This is a genomic window from Puniceibacterium confluentis (assembly GCF_007923445.1).
In the GTDB taxonomy this organism is placed as follows: Bacteria; Pseudomonadota; Alphaproteobacteria; order Rhodobacterales; family Rhodobacteraceae; genus Puniceibacterium; species Puniceibacterium confluentis.
Genome location: NZ_VOJI01000008.1, coordinates 51,858 through 76,907, shown reverse-complemented (window position 1 = coordinate 76,907; position 25,050 = coordinate 51,858). Strand labels below are relative to the sequence as shown.

The 25,050-nt window shown below is 64.1% G+C and carries 19 protein-coding genes; 11 read left to right on the top strand and 8 right to left on the bottom strand.

All coding sequences use genetic code 11. The features are described from left to right. Positions 1–32: 32 nt before the first annotated feature. The 4 genes from FOY53_RS10745 to FOY53_RS10730 are packed head-to-tail and all read right to left on the bottom strand — an operon-like array spanning position 33 to position 3,415. Positions 33–1,310, bottom strand: coding sequence for a TRAP transporter large permease (locus tag FOY53_RS10745; protein WP_146588621.1), 1,278 nt, complete (start codon positions 1,308–1,310; stop codon positions 33–35). After that, positions 1,307–1,810 carry a TRAP transporter small permease gene (locus FOY53_RS10740; RefSeq protein ID WP_146588619.1) on the bottom strand — a complete coding sequence of 168 codons (504 nt, stop codon included), beginning with the start codon at positions 1,808–1,810 and terminating at the stop codon, positions 1,307–1,309. The genes FOY53_RS10745 and FOY53_RS10740 overlap by 4 nt, the downstream gene beginning before the upstream one ends. Further along, the gene (locus FOY53_RS10735) at positions 1,807–2,526 is read right to left on the bottom strand and encodes an SDR family NAD(P)-dependent oxidoreductase (RefSeq protein WP_146588617.1); all 720 of its coding nucleotides are present in this window, start codon (positions 2,524–2,526) and stop codon (positions 1,807–1,809) included. Before FOY53_RS10735 ends, FOY53_RS10740 begins: the two co-directional genes overlap by 4 nt. Further along, positions 2,519–3,415 carry an isocitrate lyase/PEP mutase family protein gene (locus FOY53_RS10730; protein WP_246107353.1) on the bottom strand — a complete coding sequence of 299 codons (897 nt, stop codon included), beginning with the start codon at positions 3,413–3,415 and terminating at the stop codon, positions 2,519–2,521. Before FOY53_RS10730 ends, FOY53_RS10735 begins: the two co-directional genes overlap by 8 nt. Before the next feature lie 466 nt (positions 3,416–3,881). On the opposite strand from FOY53_RS10730, the gene FOY53_RS10725 reads away from it, so the two are divergent. The 4 genes from FOY53_RS10725 to FOY53_RS10710 are packed head-to-tail and all read left to right on the top strand — an operon-like array spanning position 3,882 to position 8,252. After that, complete coding sequence (locus FOY53_RS10725; RefSeq protein ID WP_146588616.1) at positions 3,882–5,387, top strand: tripartite tricarboxylate transporter permease; 1,506 nt, start codon at positions 3,882–3,884, stop codon at positions 5,385–5,387. After that, positions 5,384–5,872 carry a tripartite tricarboxylate transporter TctB family protein gene (locus FOY53_RS10720; RefSeq protein ID WP_146588614.1) on the top strand — a complete coding sequence of 163 codons (489 nt, stop codon included), beginning with the start codon at positions 5,384–5,386 and terminating at the stop codon, positions 5,870–5,872. The genes FOY53_RS10725 and FOY53_RS10720 overlap by 4 nt, the downstream gene beginning before the upstream one ends. A gap of 25 nt (positions 5,873–5,897) precedes the next feature. Next, positions 5,898–6,863: a Bug family tripartite tricarboxylate transporter substrate binding protein gene (locus FOY53_RS10715; RefSeq protein ID WP_146588612.1), complete on the top strand. Its 966-nt coding sequence runs from the start codon at positions 5,898–5,900 to the stop codon at positions 6,861–6,863. Between the two features lie 60 nt (positions 6,864–6,923). Continuing rightward, complete coding sequence (locus tag FOY53_RS10710) at positions 6,924–8,252, top strand: LysR family transcriptional regulator (RefSeq protein WP_146588610.1); 1,329 nt, start codon at positions 6,924–6,926, stop codon at positions 8,250–8,252. On the opposite strand, the gene FOY53_RS10705 is transcribed toward FOY53_RS10710, so the two are convergent. Next, the gene (locus FOY53_RS10705; RefSeq protein WP_146588607.1) at positions 8,194–9,084 is read right to left on the bottom strand and encodes a substrate-binding domain-containing protein; all 891 of its coding nucleotides are present in this window, start codon (positions 9,082–9,084) and stop codon (positions 8,194–8,196) included. The two genes, FOY53_RS10710 and FOY53_RS10705, sit on opposite strands and share 59 nt — an antisense overlap. Continuing rightward, complete coding sequence (locus FOY53_RS10700; protein WP_146588605.1) at positions 9,081–9,950, bottom strand: amidohydrolase family protein; 870 nt, start codon at positions 9,948–9,950, stop codon at positions 9,081–9,083. The genes FOY53_RS10705 and FOY53_RS10700 overlap by 4 nt, the downstream gene beginning before the upstream one ends. A 526-nt stretch (positions 9,951–10,476) precedes the next feature. On the opposite strand from FOY53_RS10700, the gene FOY53_RS10695 reads away from it, so the two are divergent. Then, on the top strand, positions 10,477–16,326 hold the full coding sequence (locus FOY53_RS10695; RefSeq protein WP_146588604.1) for a DUF11 domain-containing protein: 5,850 nt from the start codon (positions 10,477–10,479) through the stop codon (positions 16,324–16,326). Positions 16,327–16,438: 112 nt separating this feature from the next. Here FOY53_RS10695 and FOY53_RS10690 read toward each other — a convergent pair whose 3' ends face one another. Next, complete coding sequence (locus FOY53_RS10690; protein ID WP_222435244.1) at positions 16,439–17,332, bottom strand: LysR family transcriptional regulator; 894 nt, start codon at positions 17,330–17,332, stop codon at positions 16,439–16,441. A 109-nt stretch (positions 17,333–17,441) separates the two neighbouring features. On the opposite strand from FOY53_RS10690, the gene cuyA reads away from it, so the two are divergent. The 6 genes from cuyA (at position 17,442) to FOY53_RS10660 (ending at position 23,578) form a co-directional block, all read left to right on the top strand. Then, positions 17,442–18,464 (top strand): D-cysteate sulfo-lyase, encoded by a 1,023-nt coding sequence (gene cuyA, locus FOY53_RS10685; RefSeq protein WP_146588599.1) that lies wholly within the window; start codon positions 17,442–17,444, stop codon positions 18,462–18,464. 4 nt (positions 18,465–18,468) lie between these two features. Continuing rightward, positions 18,469–19,677, top strand: a complete 1,209-nt coding sequence (locus FOY53_RS10680; protein WP_146588597.1) for a DegT/DnrJ/EryC1/StrS family aminotransferase — start codon at positions 18,469–18,471, stop codon at positions 19,675–19,677. Next, positions 19,677–20,363 carry a cysteate racemase gene (gene cuyB / locus FOY53_RS10675; RefSeq protein WP_186766573.1) on the top strand — a complete coding sequence of 229 codons (687 nt, stop codon included), beginning with the start codon at positions 19,677–19,679 and terminating at the stop codon, positions 20,361–20,363. Before FOY53_RS10680 ends, cuyB begins: the two co-directional genes overlap by 1 nt. 203 nt (positions 20,364–20,566) lie before the next feature. Continuing rightward, on the top strand, positions 20,567–21,877 hold the full coding sequence (gene hisD, locus FOY53_RS10670) for a histidinol dehydrogenase (protein ID WP_146588594.1): 1,311 nt from the start codon (positions 20,567–20,569) through the stop codon (positions 21,875–21,877). Then, positions 21,864–22,901, top strand: coding sequence for a YeiH family protein (locus FOY53_RS10665; protein ID WP_246107352.1), 1,038 nt, complete (start codon positions 21,864–21,866; stop codon positions 22,899–22,901). The genes hisD and FOY53_RS10665 overlap by 14 nt, the downstream gene beginning before the upstream one ends. Before the next feature lie 110 nt (positions 22,902–23,011). Further along, a complete protein-coding gene (locus FOY53_RS10660; RefSeq protein ID WP_146588592.1) occupies positions 23,012–23,578 on the top strand; it encodes a HutD/Ves family protein in 567 nt (188 codons plus the stop codon). Here the strand turns inward: FOY53_RS10660 and FOY53_RS10655 are convergent. Then, positions 23,545–24,912 (bottom strand): formimidoylglutamate deiminase, encoded by a 1,368-nt coding sequence (locus tag FOY53_RS10655; RefSeq protein WP_146588590.1) that lies wholly within the window; start codon positions 24,910–24,912, stop codon positions 23,545–23,547. The two genes, FOY53_RS10660 and FOY53_RS10655, sit on opposite strands and share 34 nt — an antisense overlap. Between the last annotated feature and the right edge of the window lie 138 nt (positions 24,913–25,050).

Genomic DNA, 25,050 nt, shown 5'->3' with positions numbered 1-25,050 from the left:
TCTCCTCCGGTTATGAATGGGGTTGTGTGCGGTCAGCGCATCCAGGCCAGCGGACCCAGCACGATTTGCGGAAACAGGATCAGCAGCAGCATCACGCCGACCTGCGCGGCGAGGAACGGCAGCGATCCGACGGCGACGCGGTGCATCGGCACACCGGACACGCCGGCAGACACCGACAGCACGATGCCGACAGGCGGGGTGACAAGGCCGATGGCGGTGTTGATGACGAACAGCACGCCGAAATAGATCGGGTCGATCCCGGCTTCGCGGACCACCGGCAACAGCACCGGCGCGAGGATCAGGATCGTCGGACCCATGTCCAGCATCGTCCCGATCACCAGCACCAGCATCATGATCGCCAGCAGCAGCAGACGCGGACTGTCGACCAGAGGCGCCACCATGTCGAGCACGATGCCCGAGAGGTCGGCAATCGAGATGAACCACGAGGTCGCCAGCGCCGCCGCCGCCAGCAGCATCACCACCGAAGTGGTGAGCGCTGCGTTGCGGAACACCATGAACAGCGCCGACAGCTTGAGCTCGCGGTGCACGAAGACCCCGATCACCAGCGCATAGACAGCGGCGATCACGGCAGCTTCGGTGGGGGTGACGATGCCGAACCGGATGCCGCCCAGAATGATCACCGGAAGACCCAGCGACCAGAGTGCGGCGCGCAGGGCCCGCAGGCGTGCGGGCCAGTCGCGGCGCGGCAGCGGCCTGACGTTTTCGCGGCGCGCCAGAAAGATCCAGACCATCAGCGCCGACAGGCCCATCAGTGCGCCCGGCACGATCCCCGCCAGGAAAAGCTGGGTGATCGACAGGTTGGTGGCGACACCAAAGATGATATAGGCGATCGACGGCGGAATGATCGGCGCGATGATCCCGCCCGAGGCCATGAGCCCGACCGACCGCGCCTCGTCGTGCCCGGATTCGCGCATCATCGGCAGCAGGATCGCGATCAGTGCGGCGGTGTCCGCCGCCGCCGAGCCCGACAGCGACGCCAGTATGATCGCTGCAAAGATCGCAACCACCCCCAGCCCGCCGCGCAGATGCCCGACAAAGGCCATGGCAAAACCGATGATCCGCCTGGACATGCCGCCGGCGTTCATCAGCTCTCCGGCCAGCAGAAAGAACGGGATCGCCAGCAGGGAAAAGTTGTTGGCCCCGACCACCAGCCGCTGGGTGATGATCTGCGGGTCGAACAGGTCAAGCGAGATGCCCATCGTGACGGCGCAGAGGATCAGCGCAAAGGCCACGGGCACGCCGGTTGCCAGCGCCAGACCCAGTGTGACAAGGAATATGACCAGGCTCATTCGTGCACCCCATGTTGCGCGTTGGGCAGCGTGCTCAGCCGTCCGGTCGCATATCCCAGCATCCGCAGCCCGGCGATCAACCCGATGACCAGGCTCATCGGCAGGGCGATTCCGAACAGCCAGATCATCGGCATTCCCGATACCGGGGCAGAGTTGGTGGCGTTGACATGCCATTGCAGGATCGTGCCGGTCAGGATCAGCAGGCAGACCCCCAGCACCAGCCCGTTGGCAATGGTCAGCAACACCCGCCGCGTCGTGGGTCCGACGCTTGTCACCACCAGGTCGAAACCCATGTGCATGTTCAGCCGCGAGGCGGTCATCGCCCCCAGAAAGATCAGCCAGACAAAACAGAACCGCGACATTTCCTCGGAAATATCCAACCCCGAGCCAAAGCCGTAGCGCAGCACCACGTTGGTAAAGACCATGACTGTCATTGCCGCCAGCAAAAGCACCAGCGCCACGTCGATCAGCCGGAAAAAGGCGTTTTCGATTGATTTCATTTGCGGCCTCCCGCCACCCGGATCGTTTCACCCGTCACATAGGGGGCATGGAACAGCAGCCAGATGGCGGTTGCGGCGATGTCCGCGGGCTGGCCCAGCCGTCCCATGGGAATGCCCGCGACCGTGGCCTCCAGCGCCGCCCGGCTGGCGAACAGTGTGGTCTGTATCTCGGTGTCGATGATGCCCGGTGCGATGGCGTTCACCCGCAGGTCCGGCGCGAGATCGCGCGCCATTGCTGCCGTCAGTGCGATCATCGCGCCCTTGGTCGCGCCATAGACCGCCCGGCCGGGCGCGCCGCCGTTGGTTCCGGCGATGGACGACATGTTGATGATGCCCGCCTGGGCGTGGGCCGTGCGGGCGCGCAGAAACGCCGACGTCACCAGCAGCGTGCCACGCAGGTTGATCGCCAGCGTCCGGTCGATTTCTGCCGCATCCATGGCGTCGAAGTTCATGGCGCGCCCCAGAACCCCGGCATTGTTGACCAGATGCGTCGGCGCGGCTTCCAACGCCATCTCGGCCTGCGACACCGCCTGACTGCTTGCGATGTCCAGCGTCTGCGTCGTGCAGGCGCTGCCCAGATCGGCTTTGGCCTGGTCCAGCGCGGCGACGTCGATGTCCCACAGGATCACCCGCGCCCCCGCCGCGACCACACGTTCGGCAATCGCAAGCCCGATTCCCCGGGCGCCGCCGGTGATCAGCACAACCGCGTCACTCATCTGCGGTTCCTGTTTCGAAACGGTGTGCGAACTCCTGCAGCGCGGGCAACCCGATCAGGTCACAAAACTGCGCGTAGGTGAACCCGGTCGCCGGCAAGGCGCCAGTACGCCGAAGTTCGGCAAAGGCGGTCGCCTGGGCGTGCAGGCCGGCAAAAAGGCCGGTCACCGCATAGAGACACAGCGCAAAGCCCATCTGCTCAAGCTCGCGCAGTCTCAGGGTTGCGGCGTCGGTTCCGTCCACCAGACTGATCACCTTTGGCCCGTCGACACGGTGCGCGATCGCCTCGACCTCGGCCCGTGTTTTCACACCGTCGACAAAGACCAGATCAACGCCCAGTCCGGCATAACGTTTTGCCCGCTCCACAGCCGCGTCCATGCCATAGCCGGGCAACGCATCCGTACGGGCAATGATCATGATGTCACCGAAAGCGTCGCGCGCCGCCAGGGCCGCACGCAGCCGGGCCTCTGCCTCGGCCTGCGGAACAATCTTGATTCCGGCAAGCTGGCCGCAGCGTTTTGGCGTCACCTGATCCTCGAGGTGAAGCGCTGCGACACCCGCCTGAACGTAGTCGGCCACCGCGCGGCGAATGTTCAGCGGCCCGCCATAGCCGGTGTCCGCGTCGGCAATCACCGGCACAACCACCGCACGGCATATGCTGCGGGCATGTTCGGCCATTTCGGTCTGGGTCATCAGACCGAGGTCAGGCATCCCCAGACGCGTCGCCGTCGCACCAAGCCCGGTCAGGTAGACGGCGCCAAATCCTGCGGCGGCGATGACCCGGGCGGTCAGCGCATCCGCCGCACCGGGCACGGCCAGTATGTCCGGGGCCGTCAACAGCTGACGCATGTCAGCGCAGCCAGTGGCCCCTGCGCCCGTCGTGGTGATCATTGTCCGCCCCCTCGTTACATGTTATGTGTAACATATAACAGATAATCGAAGTCAAGACCCTTCTGCCGCCGCCCTTGTAAATCTTCAGACAACGTTGACCGGCAGCGATGGCTGCGACACAGGGCAGACTCGGCGCAACGCTGCATGCCGAACCGGGGACATGGCCTGCGGGGTCGCACAGTGCACCCGAGTATGCGCTCAGGTCGGATCCCGGATAGCCGGGGCTTCCCGTCTATGTACGGGCAGGGGCACGGGCAGGCACGGCGGCGCGGGGTGCGCGCCATTCGCATACCGCTCAGCGACAAGACAAGTTATTGCTCAAGCTGCTATGTTATTTGGCTGCAGGCGGACCAGCGGGTAGTACTGGCTACACAAACACAATTACCCTGACCGGTCGAAGGAGGGACGCACCTGCATGGCAGTGCGGCAAGAGACGCCGGGCAGGACACCATGGAAAAGGGTGGGGATGTTAGAGGCAATCGGCTTTTCTTTCGGCGCACTGGCCAGCGGCGGCGGCGTGATCTATCTGCTGTTGGGAACAATTGTGGGCCTGATCTTCGGCATCATTCCGGGGCTGGGCGGCCCCACCGCTCTGGCGCTGCTCATCCCCCTGACATTCGGTCTGGACACGTTGTCGGCCATGCTGTTGGCGGGCGGGATCATGGGCGCGGTGCCGTTCGGTGGCTCGGTCACGGCGATCCTGCTCAACACTCCGGGCACCGCGCCGAATGCGGCGACGGTGTTCGATGGCTACCCGATGACCAAACTCGGCCGGGCAGGCGAGGCGCTCGGCGCGGCAGCGGCGGCGTCCTCCATCGGCGGGGTGCTCGGCATCCTGCTGCTGCTGGCAGCGCTTCCGGTGGCGCGGGAAATCATCCTGTTCTTTTCCCCGCCTGAGTTCTTCATGCTGGCGGTTCTGGGCCTCTGTGCCATCGCGGTGTCGACCGAAGGCAAGTTCCTGCGCGGGCTCATCGCCGCCGGTCTGGGGCTGATGATCGCCTTTGTCGGCTATGACGACGTCAGCGGCGGCACACGCTTTACCTTCGGGGTCGCTTACCTCTGGGACGGCGTGCCGCTGGTGCCTTCCCTGATCGGTTTGTTCGCGATTTCGCAGATCGTCACGTTGTATCTGGCGGGGGGCACCATCACCGACGATGCCGCCCAGGTCCGGGTGACCCGCGTGAGCGACGGCGTGCGGGCGGCCTTCCGCAACTGGCCAACAGTTCTGCGCGGATCGGCCATCGGCGCGGCCATCGGCGCGATCCCCGGAGTCGGCGGCACGGTGGCGGCGTTTCTGGCCTATTCGACAGCGGTGCAGATCTCGGACGAGCCAGAGACCTTCGGCAAGGGCAATGTGTTGGGAGTGATCGCTCCGGAAGCGTCAAACAACGCCCGCGAAGGCGGCGCGCTGATCCCGACACTGGCCTTCGGCATTCCCGGCAGCGCAGAGATGGCGGTGTTCCTCGGTCTGCTGGTGCTGCACGGGATGCAGCCCGGCCCGTCGATCCTGCTCGATCACATGGACGTGGTGACCACCCTGATGCTGGCGCTGGCGATCTCTTCGGTGCTGGCTTCGGTGATGTGTCTGATGGTGGCGCGGCAGCTGGCGCGGATCACGCTGGTCGATGTGAATTATCTGGTGCCGGTGATCCTGCCGGTGTCGCTGGTCGGTGCCTATGCGCTCAACAATTCGATGTATGACGTGATCGTGGCGGTGATCTTCGGCCTGATCGGCTATCTGATGACCCGGTTTGACTATCCCCGCCTGCCGCTTGTGATCGCCATGTTCCTGGGCAGCGTGATGGAGGTGAATTTCCGCCAGAGCCTGATGATCTCGCAGGGGGACTGGACCACGTTCTTCACCCGCGGTCTGTCGCTGACATTGTTCCTGCTGATCGTGCTCAGCCTCTGCGTGCCGCTGATCCGCTACCTGATGCGCACGCGCAAAACCGCCAGGGAACGCACCTCATGAACACCCATTTGCAAGCCATCGTACCGACCGCCGTTCTGACGGCGCTGGCCCTGATCTACATGGTCACCGGGCTGGGTTACGAGACGGACACCCGCGCTGTGCCTCTGGTGGTGACCGGCGTCACACTGGTGTTGCTGGTGCTGGACTTTCTCAGTCAGGGCAACGGCCGCCTCGCATTCGCGCTGCGTCGTTTCTTTGGCGGCGCCGCCATGCTGCGCCCGGGGCAGGGCGGCGAAAGCGCCCCGGTTGCCAAGGAAATCGCCGCTTTCGCATGGATGGCGGCGTTCACGGCGCTGGCAACGCTCTTTGGCTTTTACCTGGCGATCCCGGTCTATGTCTTTGCCTACCTGCGGTTCTATGCCGGCAAGCCGCTGCTGCCCTGTGTGGCAATGGCCCTGGGTCTGACCGCAAGCCTTTACATCACATTCGAATACCTGCTGGGCTACGCGATCTTTGAAGGTCTGCTGTTCGGCGGCTACATCTGACACGTCATCTGAGGAGGAGAAACAGATGCAATCCCAACGCAACATCATGCGGACCACGGCGGCGGCGATGCTGGGTGCCGCGCTGCTGAGCACGCCCGCAGCGGCACAGGACTGGCCCAAAGGCGATGTCGAGGTCATCATCCCGTCCAGCCCGGGCGGCGGCTTTGACACCTATGCCCGGATCCTGGCCAAGGTGATGGGGGAAAACATCGGTGTGCAGATCGTGCCCAAGAATATCTCGGGCGGCGGCGGGATGCGGGGGGCTCAGGCAGCCTATGCGGCGCGCCCCGACGGTCAGACCATGGCCATCTTCAATGTCCCCGGCATCATCGAGCCGGTGGTGAACGGCGAAAACCCGCCCTATGACCTGGACAAGATCGGCTGGCTCGGGGCGATGGCCTTCAACCAGTACATCATCGTTGTCGCAAAGGATTCGCCGTACAACTCCATCGCCGACCTCAAGGCGGCCGGCAAGACCATCACCTTTACCGGTTATGGCTCTTCCGGTCTTGCGGCCAACCGTATCATGTGCGGCGAAGTCGGGCTGGAGTGCCAGGTGATCACCGGCTATCCGGGCAACAACGACGCGCTGCTCGGGGTGGTACGGGGGGACGCGATGGCTTCGGTGACGCCGATCACCACCGCCGCGTCGTTCAACAGCGGCGGTGACCTCAAGGGCATCCTGCTGATGTCCGAACGCGATGTAACCGCCTTTCCCGACACGGAAAAGGCTGGCGCCGCCGGCTATCCGGATCTGGCCAATCTCGGGCTGGTGCGCGCCTTCGGGCTGCCGCCGGGCGTCGATGGCGCCGTTTCGGCCAGGATCAGCGCGGCCTTTTCCGAGGCGCTGGCCGATCCCGAGCTAGTTTCATGGTCCGAAAGCTCGGAATCGCCGCTCGACCCGATGGACGCAGATGCGCTGCAGGCGCTGATCACGTCCCAGACGGCGCTGCTGACGCAGTACAAGGACATCATCGGACAGTCGAACTAGTCCGGCGCGCAGGCTGCAGGGGTCTACCTACGCCCTGCAGCTTGCCCTAGACTGCGCCGGATGACACGCCAGAACGATCCCCACACGGAAGGCGGCGCCGCCACCATGACCAACGGCCCCCGCGAGCCTTTTGAAAAATTGCCCAACCTGCGGCATCTCAAGGCGCTGCTGCATGTCGGCGCCCTGCGCAGCGTCAACCGCGCCGGCGCCGAGATGAACCTGTCGCAGCCCGCTGTCACTCAGGCCATCGCGCGCCTGGAGAAAGCCTTTGGCGCCGCGTTCTTTGTCCGTCACCCGACCGGGATGTACCCCACCGACGCCGGCGAGATCATGCTGCGCCGGGTTGCCCGGGTGTTTGACGCCCTGCGCGCAGGTCTGATTCACATGCCGAACGGTACGGCGGAACAAAGCCCCGATCTTTTGCTCAAGTCGGTTCAGATCGAAGCGCTCTCGGCCATATCGCGGGCACCGACACAGGACGCCGCCGCGCAGATCACCGGAACCACCGTCGCCGCGATGGCCCGCAACCTCAACACGCTCGAGCGGCGGCTGGGCCTGCGTCTGATGTTTCGGGACGGCGACCAGTTGCGGCTGTCGGAGGCCGGTGCGCTTCTGGCCCGCGCGGCCAAGCTGTCGCAGCGCGAACTTGAACTGGCGCGCGACGAACTCAACGATGCGGCAGGACTGCACAGCGGACGGCTTTCGGTCGGAGCACTGCCGATGGCGCGCACCTACATCACCCCCAAAGCGTTGATTGCAACCGGCATGGCCTTTCCGGATGTGCGGGTGCAGATGGTCGAAGGCGCATATGAAACCTTGCTGGCGGCGCTGCGGGACGGCGACATCGATTACATTGTCGGCACCCTGCGCGAGCCCGCTCCAACCCCGGATGTTGTCGAAACGCCGCTGTTCAGCGACCGGCTCTGCGTGGTCGCGCGCAGCGGACATCCGCTGGCCGGGCACGCCCGCCCGGGGCTGGATGCGTTTCTGAAATTTCCCTGGATCGCGCCGCGCGAAGGATCCCCCGCCCGGCGTGAATTTGAAATGATCTTTCCGGCCTGCGGACAAAAGCCGTCGCAGATTTACGAGGTCGCCTCACACATGGCGGTGCGCGCGATCCTGCGGGAAAGCGACACCCTGGCCCTGATCTCGCGCCATCAGATCAAATACGAGGAAGAAGACGGACAACTGATGGTGCTGTCGGAAACCCTGGCCAGCACCACGCGTGTCATCGGCTACACCGCCCGCGTCAAAAGCGCGCCGACCCGGCCGCAACAGTACTTTCTCGCCGAACTTGCCCGCGCGGCGGAATTTTCCCGGCGCCCGGAGGCTAGTCCGCCAGTTCACCCAGAATCCGACGCGCCGGGGCAAACAGCTCTTCAAAGCTGATTCTGTCGGGCAGGAGTTTCTGGTCGTAGGCCGACGCCAGAAACACTTCGACCGAAGGCCGCATCGCCGCAAGACCAAGTGGATAGAGGTCAATTTCGCGGGAATCGCCGGTCGCGGTCTTTGCGGCCCGGAACAGGGCCATGAGCGCGGTCAGAACCTCGGGGCGCCGCGCCACGACATCGGCGCTGACCGTCAGGACATGGTTGATGGGCACGACGCCGGTGCGGGCATGGGCGGCACGCCCCGCTGCCTCGGGATCCGCGATCACCGGCACCACCCAGGGCAGATCCGGCAGGTCGTTGCCAAAGATCGCGGCGTCGATGTCGCCATTTTGCAGCATCTCGACGAGCGAGGCCGACTTGCCGACCCGCTCGACATGTGCGGGCTCAGGGTATTCCTCGACATGCGCCCCCATCTGCGTGACCCAGTGCATGTCCAGCGGCGCTATGCCGTATTCGGTTTGCAGGATGGTGCGCACCCAGGCGCCGGTTGTCTGGGTATAGGCCCGCACGCCGACCCGCTTGCCCACCAGCGCGTCGGTGCTGAATGCGCCGCGCTCGGAATTGCAGACCAGACACTTGTGCTGATACCGCGCCGCCAGCGTCACCGGCAGCAAAACCAGGGGCTTGTCATAGGCCACCGCCTGCATCGCCGAAGCGATGGCCAGTTCGCTGATATCGAACCGTTGTTCGCGGATCATCGGTGCAAAGGCATTGTGGATCGGATCAATGTGCCGGACATCAAGTTCCAGCCCCTGCGCGGAGGCACGTTCAGACGTGACCGCGCGGCTGATGGGGTGATGTCCCAGCGCCAGACTGAGAGCAGTGCTCATGCCGCACGACCCGCCATCCGGGTCAGCGCCGGATAGAGCTTTTTCGCGGTGCCCGACAGGATCATCGCCTGATCCGCCTCGGACAGCGGCGCCAGCGCCGTCTGCACCCGCTCTGCCAGCTCTTTGAGTGTCTTTCCGGCAGCCGGGAAATTCGACCCCCAGGCCACCCGGGCCGACCCATAGGTGCCCATCACCTGATCCAGGAAATCCGACGTGGTCGAGTTGCCTTCGAGCGCGCCGTCGAGATTGCGGATCGTCAGCTTCAGGTGCACGCCGGGGTATTCGGCCAGATCCCACAAAGCCCGGGTCCGGGCGTAGGGCGCACCATCGTCCAGTGCCGGGCGCGCCATGTGATCGAGAATGACAACCGCTTCGGGGAACCGGTCCAGCAGGGCGCGGATCTTTGGAATGCCCGCCTGCTGCATCTGCACGCAGATCGGCAACCCTGTCCGGGACGCGTAATCCCAGGCCGGATAGCTGGCGGGATCCCCCAGCCAGTCGGCCTGACCCGGCATCGTGGTGCCGGTGGTGAACAGTCGCATCCCGACCAGCCCCTGGCCGGCCCAGTAGCGGATCCGCTCGACGGCATCCCCGGCCATGGCGTCGACGGAAAAAACCCCCGCCACACGGTCCGGATAGGCCTGTGTCATTGCCGCCAGATATCGGTTGTCGTGACCATAGGCGGTCGAGGCCTGCACCACCACGGACCGGGCCACGCCGGCCATGTCCATCGCCGCGATCAGATCCTCGTGGCTGGTGGGGTGGGCCTCTGACCATTTCGACTGGTTGCCGCCAATCGGTTTCACCGGATAGGCCACCGTGTCCGGGGAAATGACGTGTGGGTGAATGTCGATGATCTCTCGCATGGCGTCTTTGGTCCCCTGTCCAGCACAGCCCGGTTGCCGGATCAGTCCGCAGCAGGGCTTTGGGGCAAGGTAGGAGAACACCGGGACAACGGCCAATTTCTTTGGCGCAGGCGTAATAACCTGTCGGCGGATCACAGCGCCCGCCATCCGGGCCGGGTCCGCATCCGAAAGCAGCAGTGCAGCAAGAGAGTTCCGCACTCACCCGACGCACGGGGACATGCGGCGCATCCGATCATGCCTGCCGGTCAAAAGCCTTTCGGAGCGACCTCCTACCCGCCGGTTTTGCTCATTCGGTCAGGGGCCCTGATCAAAAGGATAGGGCAGTGACCCATCGGGGCGCCGCCATGACCTACGGTATCGCCGCTCTCTGCTATCGCGTTCCCGACGGCAAGCTCCATTGCGTTAGGTAGGTCATGACCTTGCGGGATCAGATCCTGCACGGTGAGCGCGGTTTGTTTGCGAGGCATAGGGAAGGGTTTCTCTGTGCTCTGAACATTGATTGTCAACTTTGTGGAGAAAGAAGATTATGCTGACCCCTGTCCTGCGGCGCCGTGGTTTCAGAGCAATCCTCAGCCTTTTGATCTGGATCGGACTTGCCGTGGGGGTGCTGGCCCACGGGGCATGGCTCGGGGGCGGGGGCATCACCCTGACACCGGCATCCCGCCAGCAGATCGCGGACAATGTCGCCGCCGGTCTGCCGCCGATCTCCGAAGGCGACATCATCGGGGTCATCGCCGATTTTCCGGTGATCACCGCCGGCACCCTGGATGGCCCGGGTGGCTATGCCACGCTGTATGTGCCGGCCGGAACCGAGGTGGTCAGCACCTATATCACCGATGCGACAGGAACAGCCGTGGATGCCCGCCCGGCCCGTGCCAGCACCGGTTCGGGCGTGTCCAAGGGCTGGGGACCCAAGGGCCAGCAAACGTTCGACATTTCGGCCAACGGCTGGTCGCCTTCCGACACTTCGCAATGCGACGCCGCTGGTTATTCCATCGACACCTGCAATGCCGGACTGGCGTATATCTATGGCGACACCGGGATCTTCTACTCGACCCGGTCGGACACCGCGCTGTTCGCCAACGGCTCGGATGTTGCGACATTGCAGAACGGGTATCTGGTCAACCCGACCAACGGCACGCCCTGGCCCAGCGTCGGCGGCACCGGCACTCCGCGCGTCCACAACAAATGGGACGCGGTGCAGATCAACGCCTTCGGCTCGGGCGGCAACATCGACCCGAACGGGTTCACGACGCGCGAGGAAACAACCATCACCGGTGGACGCGGGGCGACACCCTTTCGCGCAGGCAGCCCGGTGGCCGGGCCGGAGTCCGGCACCGACTGGGACCGGTATGGCGTCACCGGACCCTGGAACCGGATCAGCTATCCCGGGTCGTGCCGGGCGGACGACCCGCTTCTGGCCGGTCCCGACGGTCCGGCAACCGGCGCCGGGTCGGTGTTCCCCGAAGTGCTGGACCCGGGCGTGAATACAGTCGAGGTGTGTTCGCAAACCTCGGAAGGCTTCGCGCTCAACAACAGCACTGCCTCGGTATTGCCGGCCGGTACAAATGCCGTGCGTTATGCCTTTGGCGGTATCGCCCAGAGCGAAACCTACTACGCGGTGATGGAAGTCAAGATCACCGACCTTGACGCCATCGGCTATTTCAACGCCGAAGGTCACGGCGGCGATTCCGCCGAAGGCGCTGCCTCGGGCAACGATAATCCCTGGCGGTATTGGGTCGCGGGCACCTCGACCGTTTCGCCGGCCGGGCCGGATGACCTGTTTGTCTCGATTACCATCAGCGCGGTGAACGGCACACCCTACACGGGTGGCGACATTCCCCAGGGGGCAACACTCACCTACCGCGTCAGCTATGTGAACACCGCGCTTGGCCCGATGACCAATGTGCAGGCCACCGCAACCCTGCCGCCCGAGATCTCGGGAACCGGGAACTTTCGGGTGATCAGCGGCGAGGACATCCGTCCTGCAACAGCGCCTGGAGCAGGCACCTTCTCCTTTGCGCCGATGGCAACCCTTGGCGGGCTCGGCAGCGGTGCCATCGAATTCGACGCTTATGTCGCCGCGGCTGCGGGCGGCAGCATCACTGCCGACACCGCGATTTCAAGCGCCGAGGGCGGCGCCGACACCGACAGCGTCACCGTCGCGGTGACGGCCGTACCGGCCGAGACGCTGCCTGTCTGCAATGGCAGCCGCTTTTCCGCGGTTGACTGGGCGTCCGACAGCCCGGCCGCCCTGGGCCTGACCACCAGCTTCTCACGCTATGGTATCGCTGGAACGGTGACCGCGACGGATAATTCGGTGCTTCTGCGCCCGGGCGCAATCGGCACGTCGAACCAGCTTTATGCGGCGGGATACGGCGGTGGTCCGGTGCTGACTCAGCAGTACTCCACGGTTGATATCAATTTCGATACCCCGATGAGCGCCGTAGAGTTCTATGTCACAAGCCTGGACCTCGACGAATCCGTCACGGTGTATGGCGAACGGGACGGATTGCGCGTGCAGCCCTCGATTGCGGACGGGCCGATCTCGGCCCCGATGCTGCGCGAGGCCAATGCCGACGGGTCGGTGTTGGGCGAGCGCAGCGGCACCCTTTCCACCGTCGGACTGGCAGAGAACTTTGCCGTTCTTGTAGGCTTTGGCGCCCCGGTCGACCGGATCGTCATCCGTCATGCGCCCCGGCAGAACAACAGTGTCAATTTTGCCGGATCGCTGCAACTGACCGACATTCAGGCCTGCGCCGACTTTACCGATGCGCCTTCGGTTTACGGCGATGCCATACACGCGCTGGATGTCGGCACGACGGTGCAGCTGGGCGAAACCGTGACCGGCGACAGCGGTCCGGGCAATGCCGGTGATGCCGGGTCCGACAACGACGACGGGGTTTCCATTCCGCCGCTGGTTCAGGGGTTTCTCGCCACCATCGAAGCCACGGTCCAGGGTGCGGACGGCAACCTGACCGCGTGGATTGATTTCAACGGCAACAACGTGATGGAGGTGGCAACGGCCGAAGCCATCGCGGTCGATCTCCAGGATGACGGCACAGGTGCGGATCAGCTGGCCGGCGACGGGTTGATCCAGTTCGAGGTGATTGTTCCGGGCGACGCGGTGCTTGATCAGACATTTGCGCGCTTTCGCTGGTCGACGGCCCCGGCTCTGGGCGTGGCGGATGCCGCCCCGAACGGCGAAGTCGAGGATTTCGCGATCAACATCGCGGCCGCGCCTCTGGTCGATCGCGGTGATGCGCCTGCGAGCTATGGCGATCCCTTGCATGTCATCGCCGACGTCGACGTGGCCGGCACATATCTCGGCGCAATTCCTCCGGATCCCGAGGCAGCCTCCCAGGCGTCACCGGATGCCACCGGCGATGATCTCGATGGCAATGACGACGAGGACGGCGTCAGCCTGCCCCAGCTGTTTGCAGGTGCCACCACGGAAATCGTCGTGACGGTGAACGAAGTCACCAGCGGCGCGGGTGGCCTCACGGGGGGGATCGCCTATCTGCAAGCCTGGATCGACTTCGACGGCAACGGCACCTTCGATGCGGCCGACCAGATCGCCTCGAATGTGCAGGACGGCGGCGCCGGTGACAATGATGGCGTCCTCAACGGAGAGATCCGCTTTGACGTGTCGGTGCCTTCCGGCGCGGTGCTGACGCCGACCTTTGCGCGCTTTCGCTGGTCTTCCACCGAGGGTGTGGTGCCGGTTGCCCTGGATGGCGAGGTCGAAGACTATCAGACCACGATTTCGGGTGACGTGCCTCCGGTGTCCTGCGACAGCGGTCTGTACCTGTTGGCCGACGATCCGACCGAACTGCGCAAGATGCGGTTCACCGATGCGGGCGGCAGTTATTCCCTGGCCTTGCAAAGCTTTGGCACCGCCCCGCGCCGCCTGGATGCAGGATGGGGCTACAATCTGCTGGACGGCTACATCTATGGCGTTCGTCCTGGCAAGGACGAGCTCTGGCGGGTGGATGGCACCGGTCAGTTTACCCTGATGCCCGACTTCCCGAACTCGGCTGAACGTGGTGAGGATGCCGGTGACATTCTGAGCAACGGCACACTGGTCTACGAGGTGGATGCCACCACCTGGCAGCTTCTGGACCTGACGGATCCGGCGGCGCCCGTTGACGCCGGCCTGTTGACCCTGTCCCAGCCTGTCGCGGTGTCGGATTTTGCCATCAATCCGCTGGACGGGTTCATCTACGGCGTGAATGAAGACACCGGTCGGGTATTCCGCGCCTTTGCCAACGACGGCATCGCGGGGCTGACAACCGTTGTCGAATTCGGCGCTGCGATTCATACCGGCATCTGGTCCGCCGTCTTCTTTGACGAAAATGGCCGCATGTACGCTTACGAACAGGACAGCAACGCGGTCTATTTGATCGACACCACCACCGGCAACCGCCAGTTCCTTGCGACCGGGCCCGACGAAGGCGGCTTCAGCGATGGTGCGTCGTGCCGGGGAAGCACACCCCTGCCGCTTTCGGGGTTCGGCGGCAATGTCTACATCGACCAGAACGCTTCGGACGAACGAGACGCCGACGAGGTCAATCTGGGCGGTGGTATCCGCGTTGACCTGTATTCCGACAATGGCACGCCCAATGATCTGGGAGACGACAGCCTGATCACCAGTGTCGACACACAACCTGATGGCACCTATGCCTTTGTCGGCCTGCCCTCGGCGACGACGTACCGGGTCGAAGTGGACGTCAACGATGCAGACCTCCCGCCCGGCTCGCAGATCGGCACCTCCAATCCGCTGGTCGGGGTGACTGTGGATTCCGCCAGCTTCACGGTCGAACGCAACTTCGGCTTTGATCCGCAGCAAAGCGACCTGTCCATCACCAAACAAGCGCTCCGGGCCGGTTCTGCCACGGTGGCCAGCACCGTTGTCGAAGGCGATGTCATCGATTGGGTGGTCACCGTGTCCAACGCCGGGCCCGGCTCACCATCGGGTGTCACCGTGATCGAAAAGATCCCCTCGGGTTTCACCTATCTCAGTGACGACGCCCCTGCGACCGGCGATTTCTACGACCCCGGCACCGGTGTGTGGTTTGTCGATGAAATACTGTCCGGAGCGACAGAAACGCTGACTCTGCGTGTCCGGGTCGAAGCAGGCGGCGATTACACCAACATCGTCGAAATTACCGAAAGTTCGCTTCCCGATCTCGACAGCGATCCCCGAAGCGGCCCATTGGTGGACGACCTTGGCGACGGTGTCGCGGATGACGACGAGGCCAGCGTAACCCTGTTCCTCGCCAGCGCCGACCGCATCCTGTCGGGCCGGGTGCTGCGGGATGATGGCGCAGGTGGCGGGTCAGCCCATGACGGGCAGGCCACTGGTGGCGAAGCGGGCACCGACAAAGGCGAGATCCTGTTGCTGGACGACACCGGGGCGCTGCTGGCCAGTCCCGAAGTCGGCGCTGACGGTCGTTGGAGCTATGCTCTGGCGCCCGCCTACAGCGGCAACCTGACGGTCTCGGTGGCCCCGGCCCCCGGCTGGATGGCGATCTCCGAGGCGCCCGGCGCCCTTCCCGGGCTGAGCAATCCCAATGCGCATGACGGCTCTTTCGCCTTCGCGCCGGCGCCGGACACCAATTACGCAGGTCTGGATCTGGGGCTGATACCGTTGCCCGGGCTGAGCGAAGACCGCGAGACAGCGGTGGGCGCCGGACAGATTGCCGTGCTGCCGCATCTGTATCGCGCTGCCAGCAGCGGAACGGTGACCTTTCTCTACGATGAGGTTACGGAACCGGCCGAAGGCGCGTTCTCTTTCGCGCTGTTCCTCGACAGTGATTGCGACGGCAACCCGGAACTGCCGGTCAACGATCCGATTGCGGTGCAGGCCGGCGAGGAAATCTGCCTGATCTCGCGGGTTTCCGCCAGCAGCGGGCTCGCCCCCGGGTCGATGTTGACCTACCGGCTCACGGCCACCACCGCCTTTGCCGGCACGACGTCCAGCCATGCGATTTCCAACGTTGATCGCGTATCGGTCGAAGTGGGGGGCAGCCAGCTGGTTCTGATCAAGACGGTGCGCAACGAAACCCAGGGCACGCCAGAGGGCTATTCCAACCAGGCCGCTCCGGGCGACGTGCTGGTGTATCGCATCACCATCATCAATCCCAGCCAGACCGCGGCCTCGAGCATCTCGATCCATGATCGCACACCGCCCTACACGATCCTGGCCGCTCTCATCGAAACACCGGTCAACGTCGGTCCGACGCTGATATGTTCCGTGGGGGATCCCGCAACGAACGTCATCGGATACGCGGGTCCACTGCGTTGGGAGTGCAGCGGAACCCATGGCGCCGGCGCCGAAGGCAGCGTGCTGTTCAAGGTCCGGGTCAGTCCCTGACACGGAGCACTGCGGCAGAACGTGGTCGCACCGGATGCAGCGCGTGACATGGGCCTCTTGGTTCTCCCGCCCGGGTGGAGTTCCGGGGGCCCATGTTCGGACGTCCCTGTGCTCAGACTGCTTGCAGCCGGGACCAGAATATTCCCTCCGCCAGGTTCGGCTTGCCCTGCACGCGCATTGCCATGACCTGCATGTCACATGACGGCAGCACCTCCGACAGATCCACCAGCGTACCGGCTGTCAGCCGGTCGTGCGCCAGGGATTCCGGCACCCAGGCCACGCCCATCCCGATGGCCGCCATCTCCACCGCGGCCAGTGTCAGTGCGGTTTCCACCTTCGGGACATGGCGCAGGCCCGGGTTGAAGAACGGCAGGATCTTGCGTTCCATCACCCGCCCCAGAAACACATCCGGCGGATAGGTGATGCAGGGAATTTCGCCATTGTGTTCGGTCAGGGCAGGGGCCTTCGGCAGCGGCGCGTTGGACACCGGGATCAGCCGGTCGGTGCCAATCATCAGCTCCTCGAGGAAATCGGCGCCAACCTCGTTCCTCTCGTCGGGAAGCTGGTACACGATTGCAACATCCGCCTGCCGCGACAGCAGCATGCCCACACATTCATCGAGATTTGCCGAGCGCAGCCGCACATAGATCCCGTCGCGCGTGGTCGGCATCTGCTGGACCAGTGCAGGAACCCGTGTCGCCGTCAGCGCGTGCTGGCAGGCGATGACAACACGGTTGCTGGTGATCCGCTCGCCGCGCCGCAGATCGACGACAAGCTGCCTCAGCGCGGAATTCAGCATCAAGATCTGTTCCCGCTGCGCCTCGGTCGTCGGCCGCAGCCGAATCGGCTTGTGGGTCCGGTCAAACAGTTCGACACCGACATAGTCCTCGATCTGCCGTATCCTTCGGGAAAACGCCGATTGGGTGAGCAGACGCCGGTCGGCCGCCCCGCTGAAAGATCCGGTCTCGGCAACAGCCAGGATGTCTTCGAGCCACTCCAGCCGCATCATTTTCTCCAACTTGCAACTTCTGCATGATACATCAATTTTTTCGACTTTGCATAGCGGTATGCCTTGCGCAATCTTCGGAACACACAAGTTATCCAAGGATCTCTCAATGCATCTCGCCCGTTTTCCGCGCGTCCATCTCGCCCACCTGCCAACCCCACTGGAAAAGCTTGATCGGTTGTCGAAAGAGCTGGGGGGACCGGAAATCTGGATCAAGCGCGACGACTGCACCGGCCTTTCGACCGGCGGCAACAAGACCCGCAAACTGGAATTTCTCATGGCCGAGGCGATGGCCATGGGGGCCGATACGGTCATGACCCAGGGCGCGACCCAGTCCAACCACGCCCGCCAGACCGCCGCCTTTGCGGCCAAGCTGGGACTGGGGTGCCACATTCTGCTCGAGGACCGCACCGGTTCGAACGATTCCAACTACAACCGCAACGGCAACGTGCTGCTCGACCACCTGCACGGCGCCACCACTTCAAAGCGCACCGGCGGCCTGGACATGCAGGCCGAAATGGAAAGCGTGGCAGAGGGCCTGCGCGCTGAGGGGCGCAAGGTGTATCTCATTCCGGGTGGCGGGTCGAACGCCACCGGCGCATTGGGGTATGTGAATTGTGCCTTCGAACTTGTCGGTCAGGCCAATGACCGCAGCCTGGTGATCGACAGGATCGTCACCGCGACCGGTTCCGCCGGAACGCAAGCGGGCCTGATCACCGGGCTGAAGGCCATCAATGCAGGCATCCCGCTGACCGGATTCGGCGTGCGGGCCCCCAGGGACAAGCAGGAGGAGAACGTGTTTGCCCTGGCCCTGAAAACGGCGGAAAAGCTCGGCTGCCCGAATGTGGTTTCGCGCGGGGATGTGGTTGCTGATTGCAGCTATGTCGGCGCCGGCTATGGCGTACCGCGCGAGGACACCATCGAGGCGATCCGCATGTTCGCAGAGCTCGAGGGCATCCTGCTTGATCCGGTCTACTCGGGCAAAGGCGCCGCCGGTCTGATTGATTATTGTCGCAAGGGCAATTTCAAGAAGGGCGAACGCGTCGTGTTCCTGCATACTGGGGGTTCCGCGGCGCTGTTCGGTTACGACGCCGTCTTTGCAGAAGGCAACCAAGCCCTGATGGTGGACTGATCTTATGGCCCGTGCGCGTTTCTCCAAGAGCTTCACACAGCAACCGCCGATCCCCGAGGACGCCATCGAAGCGGCGGTCGCGGTGATGCGCTCGGGCCGACTGCACCGCTACAACACCGCACCCGGCGTGCCCGGCGAGACAATGGAACTCGAGCGCGACTTTGCCCTCTGGCAGGGGCAGCCCTTCTGTCTGGCGGTGGCGTCGGGGGGGCAGGCGATGCAGATCGCCTTGCGCGCGGCAGGCGTCAAAATGGGTGATCTGGTGCTGACGAACGGGTTCACGCTTGCCCCCGTGCCCGGCGCGATCGCCGTTGTCGGCGGCAAACCCGTGCTGGTCGAAATCACCGATGACCTGGTGATTGATCTTGACGATCTTGCCGCGAAAGCGCGTCAGACCGGGGCCCGTTTTCTGCTGCTGTCCCATATGCGCGGCCATCTGTGCGACATGGAGCGCCTGATGCAGATCGCCACCGAACTGGACATCACAGTCCTCGAGGATTGCGCGCATACGATGGGCGCGCGCTGGAACCGCAAATTGTCGGGGTCGTTCGGACTGGCCGGCTGTTTCAGCACCCAGACCTACAAGCATCTGAATTCCGGAGAGGGCGGATTGCTGACCTCTCAGGATGCCGAATTCATGGCGCGTGCGACGATCCTATCGGGGTCCTACATGCTGTTTGACCGCCATGGCGCGGGCCCTGCAACAGAGGTTTACGACGACATCCGGCTCGATACGCCGAACACCTCGGCGCGGATGGACAACCTGCGCGCTGCCCTTTTGCGCCCGCAGCTTCGCCGGATCGACCAGAGCATCGCGGCCTGGAACGAGCGCTACGACCTGGTCGCGGCAAAGCTCGCGGCACATCCGGCGATCCGGCTGCCGACACGCCCCGAAGCAGAGGCCTATGTCGGCTCGTCGATCCAGTTCCGCCTGCCCGGGATCACGGCGGAAAATGCGCAAACTCTGGTCGCGCGGCTGTCCGGCGCGGGGGTCGAAGTCAAATGGTTCGGCGCGCCACACCCCATCGGCTTCACCTCTGACCACCACAGCTGGCGCTACGTGGCGGCGCAAAATCTGCCGCAGACAGACCGGATTCTGGCGGGGTTGTTCGACATGCGTCTGCCACTGAGTTTCACCCTGCCGGATTGCGCGCTTTTGGCCGATCTTATCGTGGACGCCGTTGCGGCCCTTCAGACGCGGGCCACCAGCTGATGCGCCGGATCGGAATCCTGGGCGGGATGGGCCCGGAGGCGACCATCCTGATCATGCAGAAGATCCTGGCCGGGGTAAGCGCGCAGGATGACAGCGATCACATCCCGCTGATCGTCGATCAGAACACCCAGGTGCCGTCGCGGATAAGGCATCTTCTCGAAGGCGGCACGGTTGATCCGGCCCCGGCGCTGGCCGACATGGCCCGGCGGCTGGTGGCGGGCGGAGCCGAGGCGCTGGCCATGCCCTGCAATACCGCCCACCATTACGCAGAGGCGATCCGCGCCGCTGTCACGGTGCCGTTTCTGGATATGGTCGCGCTGTCGGTCGCGCATGCGGCGGCGCTGGCGGGGGACGATCGCGTTGTCGGCGTGCTTGCATCACCGGCAGTGCGCCGGGTCGGGTTGTTCGACGCGCCGCTCGGGCGCCACGGGCTGAGGGCGCTGTATGCTGACGACGAGGCACAGATGCTGGCCGCGATCCGACAGCTGAAATCCAGAGGGCCACAACCCGAAGCGTGCGCCATTCTGGCGTCAGCGTCCGCAGATCTGGTTCGGCGCGGCGCCAGTGTTCAGATGATCGCCTGCACCGAATTTTCACTGATTCCGGAGGCGGTGTCACCTGACGCCACTGTCTTTGACACCCTTGACCAACTGGTCAAGGCTATCCTGTCCCACGCCGCCAGCTAACGATTCCGGCGCTGGAGCCGCCCGATCCGTCTGAAACCCGCAAGGACAAATGCTTGCATTCTAAATCTGGACGCCATCTCGACCCATCTTTCGAAACGCTTGTCGCGGGCTCTGCGGGTTTGGCGCTTTCGACCTCTTGAAGCGCGGCGTCGATCGCCGCGGCCTGCACTGCAAGGCCAGGATGTAACTGGAAAGTCAAAAGAATGATCTATCTGAAAAAAGCCGTTCGCCTTGCTGAAACAGATCAGGACGAAATACACGATGTCGTGGCCAGGATGCTGGCCGAGATCGACACAGGCGGCGAAGAGGTTGCGCGCCGGTTCGCCCGGGATCTGGACAAATGGGCCGGAGAGATCGTCGTCACGCCCGAAACACGTGCGGCGGCAGCGGCTCTGGTGCCGGACAGGCTCAAGGCTGATATCCAGTTCGCCCACGACAATATCCGCAGGTTCGCCGAGGCCCAACGCGCCTCTGTCACCGATTGTGAAATCGAGATCATTCCCGGTTTGGTGGCCGGGCAAAGGCAGATCCCGGTGTCCGCTGCGGGATGTTATGTTCCGGGGGGGCGCTACAGTCATATCGCCAGCGCGATCATGACGATCACCACCGCCAAAGTGGCTGGCGTTGCGCATATCGCGGCCTGTTCCCCGCCGCGCCCCGGCGTCGGCATCCCGCCGGCCATCCTCTACACCATGGACCTTTGCGGTGCGGACAAGATCTTGGCGATGGGGGGCGTGCAAGGCGTTGCCGCCATGGCGCACGGGCTGTTCGGTCTGCACAAAGCGGATATTCTGGTCGGCCCCGGCAACCAGTATGTCGGCGAGGCCAAGCGCATCCTGTTCGGGACTGTCGGGATCGACATGGTTGCAGGCCCCACCGACAGCATGGTTGTCGCCGATGCCACGGCGGATGCGGAACTGGTGGCAATGGATCTGGTGGGGCAGGCCGAGCACGGGTACAATTCGCCGGTCTGGCTGGTCACCTCGGATCTCGGACTGGCCGAGAGGGTGATGGAACGGGTGCCGGTTCTGATTGACACGCTGCCAGAGCCGAACCGCCAGAGCGCCAAAGCCGCATGGGCCGACTGCGCCGAAGTCATGCTGTGCGACAGTGCCGAAGAAATGGCCACCGTGTCGGACCGGTATGGCCCCGAACACCTGCACATCCAGGCCGCAGATCTCGACTGGTGGCTGCAACGTCTGCGCTCCTACGGATCGCTGTTTCTGGGTGAAGAAACCACCGTGGCCTTTGGCGACAAGACGGCGGGGCCGAACCACGTTCTGCCAACCTCCGGCGCCGCGCGCTATACCGGCGGGCTTTCAGTGCACAAGTTCATGAAAACCGTGACGTGGCAACGCGCCACCCGCGCGGCCGCGCGGCCGCTGGCAGAGGCAACAGCGCGGATTTCCCGGCTCGAAGGCATGGAAGGCCATGCGCGCTCTGCCGATATCCGCCTGGCAAAGTTCTTCCCCGACGAGTCCTTTGATCTGAGTGCGGCTGATGTCCCATCCTGACCAGCGCGCCCTGGAGGCCGACGCCACGGTACACGCCCCGACGCCAAGGCTGTTGAATTGGATGCAGACCCATCGCGGTGGCATCGCGCTCTCGGTCACCATCGCGCTGGCGTCGAGTTTCCTCGCCGAGCATTATGGCGCGCCGGCGATGCTGTTTGCGCTGCTGATCGGCATGGCCTTCAATTTCATGAACGACATGCCGCAAACCGCGCAGGGCATCAGCTTTTGCTCGCGCACCCTTCTGCGTCTGGGTGTGGCGCTGCTTGGGCTTCGGCTCACCTTTGCGGATGTTTCGCAATTGGGCATCACCCCGATGGTCGGCGTGGTGGCGATGCTGGTTCTGACCCTGATCGGCGGCGTCGCCTTCGCAAGGGTCTTTGGCCGCACCACTGCATTCGGTCTGCTCACGGGTGGCTCGGTCGCGATTTGCGGTGCCTCGGCGGCAATGGCCATTGCGGCGGTCTTGCCCCGGAAATACCTCAAGGAAGAGGATGTTCTGCTTACCGTTGTCGGCGTCACGGCAATGTCCACCCTTGCGATGATCGCCTACCCGGTATTGTTCCGTTATCTCGGTCTGGCGGATATCGAAAGCGGCTACATGATCGGGGCGACGATCCACGATGTCGCGCAGGTCGTCGGCGCGGGGTATTCGGTCAGCGACACCGCAGGCGACATCGCCACCTTCACCAAGCTGCTGCGCGTGGCCCTGTTGCCGGTCGTCCTGACGGCTGTCGCCATCATCTTCCGCAAGGAAGCCGGTGGTACCGCCGGGCTGCCATGGTTCGTGGTGGCCTTCATCGTCCTGATGGGCGTGCGCAACTTGGTGCCTCTGCCGGACGGGCTGCTGACCCATGTCAACGAAACCTCGCGCTTCCTGCTTGTGGTCGCAATCTCGGCTCTCGGCGTCAAGACGTCACTGCAAAGGCTGTTCGCGCCGGGTGTCAGGGGGCTGATACTGATTGCGATCAACACGCTGTTTCTTCTGTTGCAGGCCATCGTCTTTGCGCACATCTTCTTGTTATGAAGCCCGGACTGCGCCACCACGCGTCGGGTTATGAAACGTTCGAAAAAAATACATAACTCGGATTATGCGATTCATGGAATTGTACACGTGTAGCAAGGATATCCGCCGCCATGTTTCGCATCATCACCCCTGCCGAATTTGCGACCAGCGCGTGGAAAAACGGCGGCGGCATCACTCATGAAATCGCGCGGGACAGGGCGGCGGGCGACTGGCGGTGGCGGCTGAGCGTTGCCGAGGTCGCCTCGGACGGGCCATTCTCTTCTTTTGCTGGATATGACCGCATCCTGACGGTCATTGACGGCGCCGGACTCGACCTGCATGCGGCCAACAGCATTCTGGCCGCCCGCCCGCTGCAACCCATCGCCTTTTCGGGCGATCTGGCAATTGACAGCCGTATGGTGGGCGGACCCATCCGCGATCTCAATGTGATATACGACCCTGCCCGGATCTCTGCCGAGGTCACCGTCATTCGTGGTCCGGACCGGAGTGCGGGCCGCCCGGACCTGGCTGGACTGCTGGTCTTGGCAGGTGCGGTCACGGTCGCCGGATCCATCGTCCCGCCGGGAGCCTGCGCACTCGGAAAACTTGGGGACATCGTCGTGGCAGAGGCGGCCACTGCGATTCTGGTGCGCCTGTCTGACGTTCAGACCGAGGCCAGCAGACCCGCAACAGCCTGACGCCAGCCCGCAACGATGGCGTCGCGATGAACGTGCCGACCACCTTGCACGCGGTGCCGCCCGGCCGACCAGACGTCGGTTACGACCTGATCCGTCGCGGCAAAGGCCAGCCCGTCCAGCAGTTGATCGGGCCGCAGGGCACACAGCGTCGGATGGTCGGCGTCGATCGCGGTAAGGTCCGCCAGATGACCCGCCGCGATCTGCCCCGCCTTGCGTCCCAGGGCCTGTGCCCCGCCCAGTGCCGCTCCGGTATACAGCGCCTGCCCCACCGACCCCTCGCCGTTGACGAGGATATTTCGGGCCAGATCGCGCAGCCGCTGGCTGTACTCCAGCGTGCGCAATTCCTCGGTCAGCGAGATCCGCACGTTGCTGTCGGAACCGAGTCCGAACGCCCCGCCCGCCGCCAGCCACCCGGGTCCATTGAACGGACCATCGCCCAGGTTGGCTTCGGTGATCGGGCACAGACCTGCGACTGCGCCGGTCCGCGCCAGGTTTTCCGTCTCGGCTGCGGTCATGTGGGTGGCATGGATCAGGCACCAGTCCGGCCCGAGCGCGGCATTGTGCAACAGCCATTCCACCGGACGCGCGCCAAGCCATGCGCTGATGTCAGCCACTTCCCTGGGCTGTTCCGCCACATGGATGTGGACCGGATTGCCGTTCGCCAAAGACAGAACCTCGGCCAGATCGGCCGGGTTCGTGGCCCGCAGCGAATGCGGGGCGATGCCGACGCGGGTATCGGCGGGCAAGACCTGCGCGGCGCGGCGCACGGCATCGAGCAACTCTGCGAAACGCTCGACCGTGTTGCTGAACCGCCCCTGTCCGGCGGCCAGCGGCTGCGCCCCTGCCCCGCCATAGGTGTAAAGCACCGGCAAATGGGTCAGGCCGATGCCCGTCTGGTCAGCCGCCGCCAATATCCGCGCGGAAAGCTCGGCCATGTCGCCGTAAGGCGCCCCGTCCGGCTGATGATGCAGGTAGTGGAATTCACCGACCGCCGCATAGCCCGCCTCCTGCATCTCCATGAACACAAAAGCGGCGATCGCCTCGACCTGTTCGGGCGTCAGTTGCCTGGTGAACCGGTACATCAGGTCGCGCCAGGTCCAGAAACTGTCCCGCCCTGCGATCCGGTGTTCGGTCATGCCCGCCATCGCCCGCTGAAAGGCATGGCTGTGCAGGTTGGACAGAGCGGGCAACAGGGTCGATACGCGGATGTCGCCCGCCTCGGCCGTGGTGCCCGAGGTGACCTTGACGATCACGCCATCGGACTGGGTCACCCGGACGTTCCGGGCCCATCCGTCCGGCAACAAGGCATTGGTCGCAAAGATCACGGTCGCCATCCATTATGTGTATACATAATAACTATAGTCTCATCCACAGCGGTTCGGCAATACCGATTTGGAGGGATATTCTGTACACCCGACCTGCCCTGAAGTGGTCCGGCAACTCTGGGCAGCTTGCCAGGATGTATCCAACAC

Excerpts from the sequence above, each read along its gene's own strand:
- FOY53_RS10705 (WP_146588607.1), bottom strand. The coding sequence starts at position 9,084 with ATGAGCACTGCTCTCAGTCTGGCGCTGGGACATCACCCCATCAGCCGC.
- FOY53_RS10725 (WP_146588616.1), top strand. The coding sequence starts at position 3,882 with ATGTTAGAGGCAATCGGCTTTTCTTTCGGCGCACTGGCCAGCGGCGGC.
- hisD (WP_146588594.1), top strand. The coding sequence starts at position 20,567 with ATGATCTATCTGAAAAAAGCCGTTCGCCTTGCTGAAACAGATCAGGAC.
- FOY53_RS10720 (WP_146588614.1), top strand. The coding sequence starts at position 5,384 with ATGAACACCCATTTGCAAGCCATCGTACCGACCGCCGTTCTGACGGCG.
- FOY53_RS10690 (WP_222435244.1), bottom strand. The coding sequence starts at position 17,332 with ATGCGGCTGGAGTGGCTCGAAGACATCCTGGCTGTTGCCGAGACCGGA.
- FOY53_RS10695 (WP_146588604.1), top strand. The coding sequence starts at position 10,477 with ATGCTGACCCCTGTCCTGCGGCGCCGTGGTTTCAGAGCAATCCTCAGC.
- FOY53_RS10710 (WP_146588610.1), top strand. The coding sequence starts at position 6,924 with ATGACACGCCAGAACGATCCCCACACGGAAGGCGGCGCCGCCACCATG.
- cuyA (WP_146588599.1), top strand. The coding sequence starts at position 17,442 with ATGCATCTCGCCCGTTTTCCGCGCGTCCATCTCGCCCACCTGCCAACC.
- cuyB (WP_186766573.1), top strand. The coding sequence starts at position 19,677 with ATGCGCCGGATCGGAATCCTGGGCGGGATGGGCCCGGAGGCGACCATC.
- FOY53_RS10715 (WP_146588612.1), top strand. The coding sequence starts at position 5,898 with ATGCAATCCCAACGCAACATCATGCGGACCACGGCGGCGGCGATGCTG.
- FOY53_RS10665 (WP_246107352.1), top strand. The coding sequence starts at position 21,864 with ATGTCCCATCCTGACCAGCGCGCCCTGGAGGCCGACGCCACGGTACAC.
- FOY53_RS10730 (WP_246107353.1), bottom strand. The coding sequence starts at position 3,415 with ATGATCACCACGACGGGCGCAGGGGCCACTGGCTGCGCTGACATGCGT.
- FOY53_RS10700 (WP_146588605.1), bottom strand. The coding sequence starts at position 9,950 with ATGCGAGAGATCATCGACATTCACCCACACGTCATTTCCCCGGACACG.
- FOY53_RS10735 (WP_146588617.1), bottom strand. The coding sequence starts at position 2,526 with ATGAGTGACGCGGTTGTGCTGATCACCGGCGGCGCCCGGGGAATCGGG.
- FOY53_RS10655 (WP_146588590.1), bottom strand. The coding sequence starts at position 24,912 with ATGGCGACCGTGATCTTTGCGACCAATGCCTTGTTGCCGGACGGATGG.
- FOY53_RS10680 (WP_146588597.1), top strand. The coding sequence starts at position 18,469 with ATGGCCCGTGCGCGTTTCTCCAAGAGCTTCACACAGCAACCGCCGATC.
- FOY53_RS10660 (WP_146588592.1), top strand. The coding sequence starts at position 23,012 with ATGTTTCGCATCATCACCCCTGCCGAATTTGCGACCAGCGCGTGGAAA.
- FOY53_RS10740 (WP_146588619.1), bottom strand. The coding sequence starts at position 1,810 with ATGAAATCAATCGAAAACGCCTTTTTCCGGCTGATCGACGTGGCGCTG.
- FOY53_RS10745 (WP_146588621.1), bottom strand. The coding sequence starts at position 1,310 with ATGAGCCTGGTCATATTCCTTGTCACACTGGGTCTGGCGCTGGCAACC.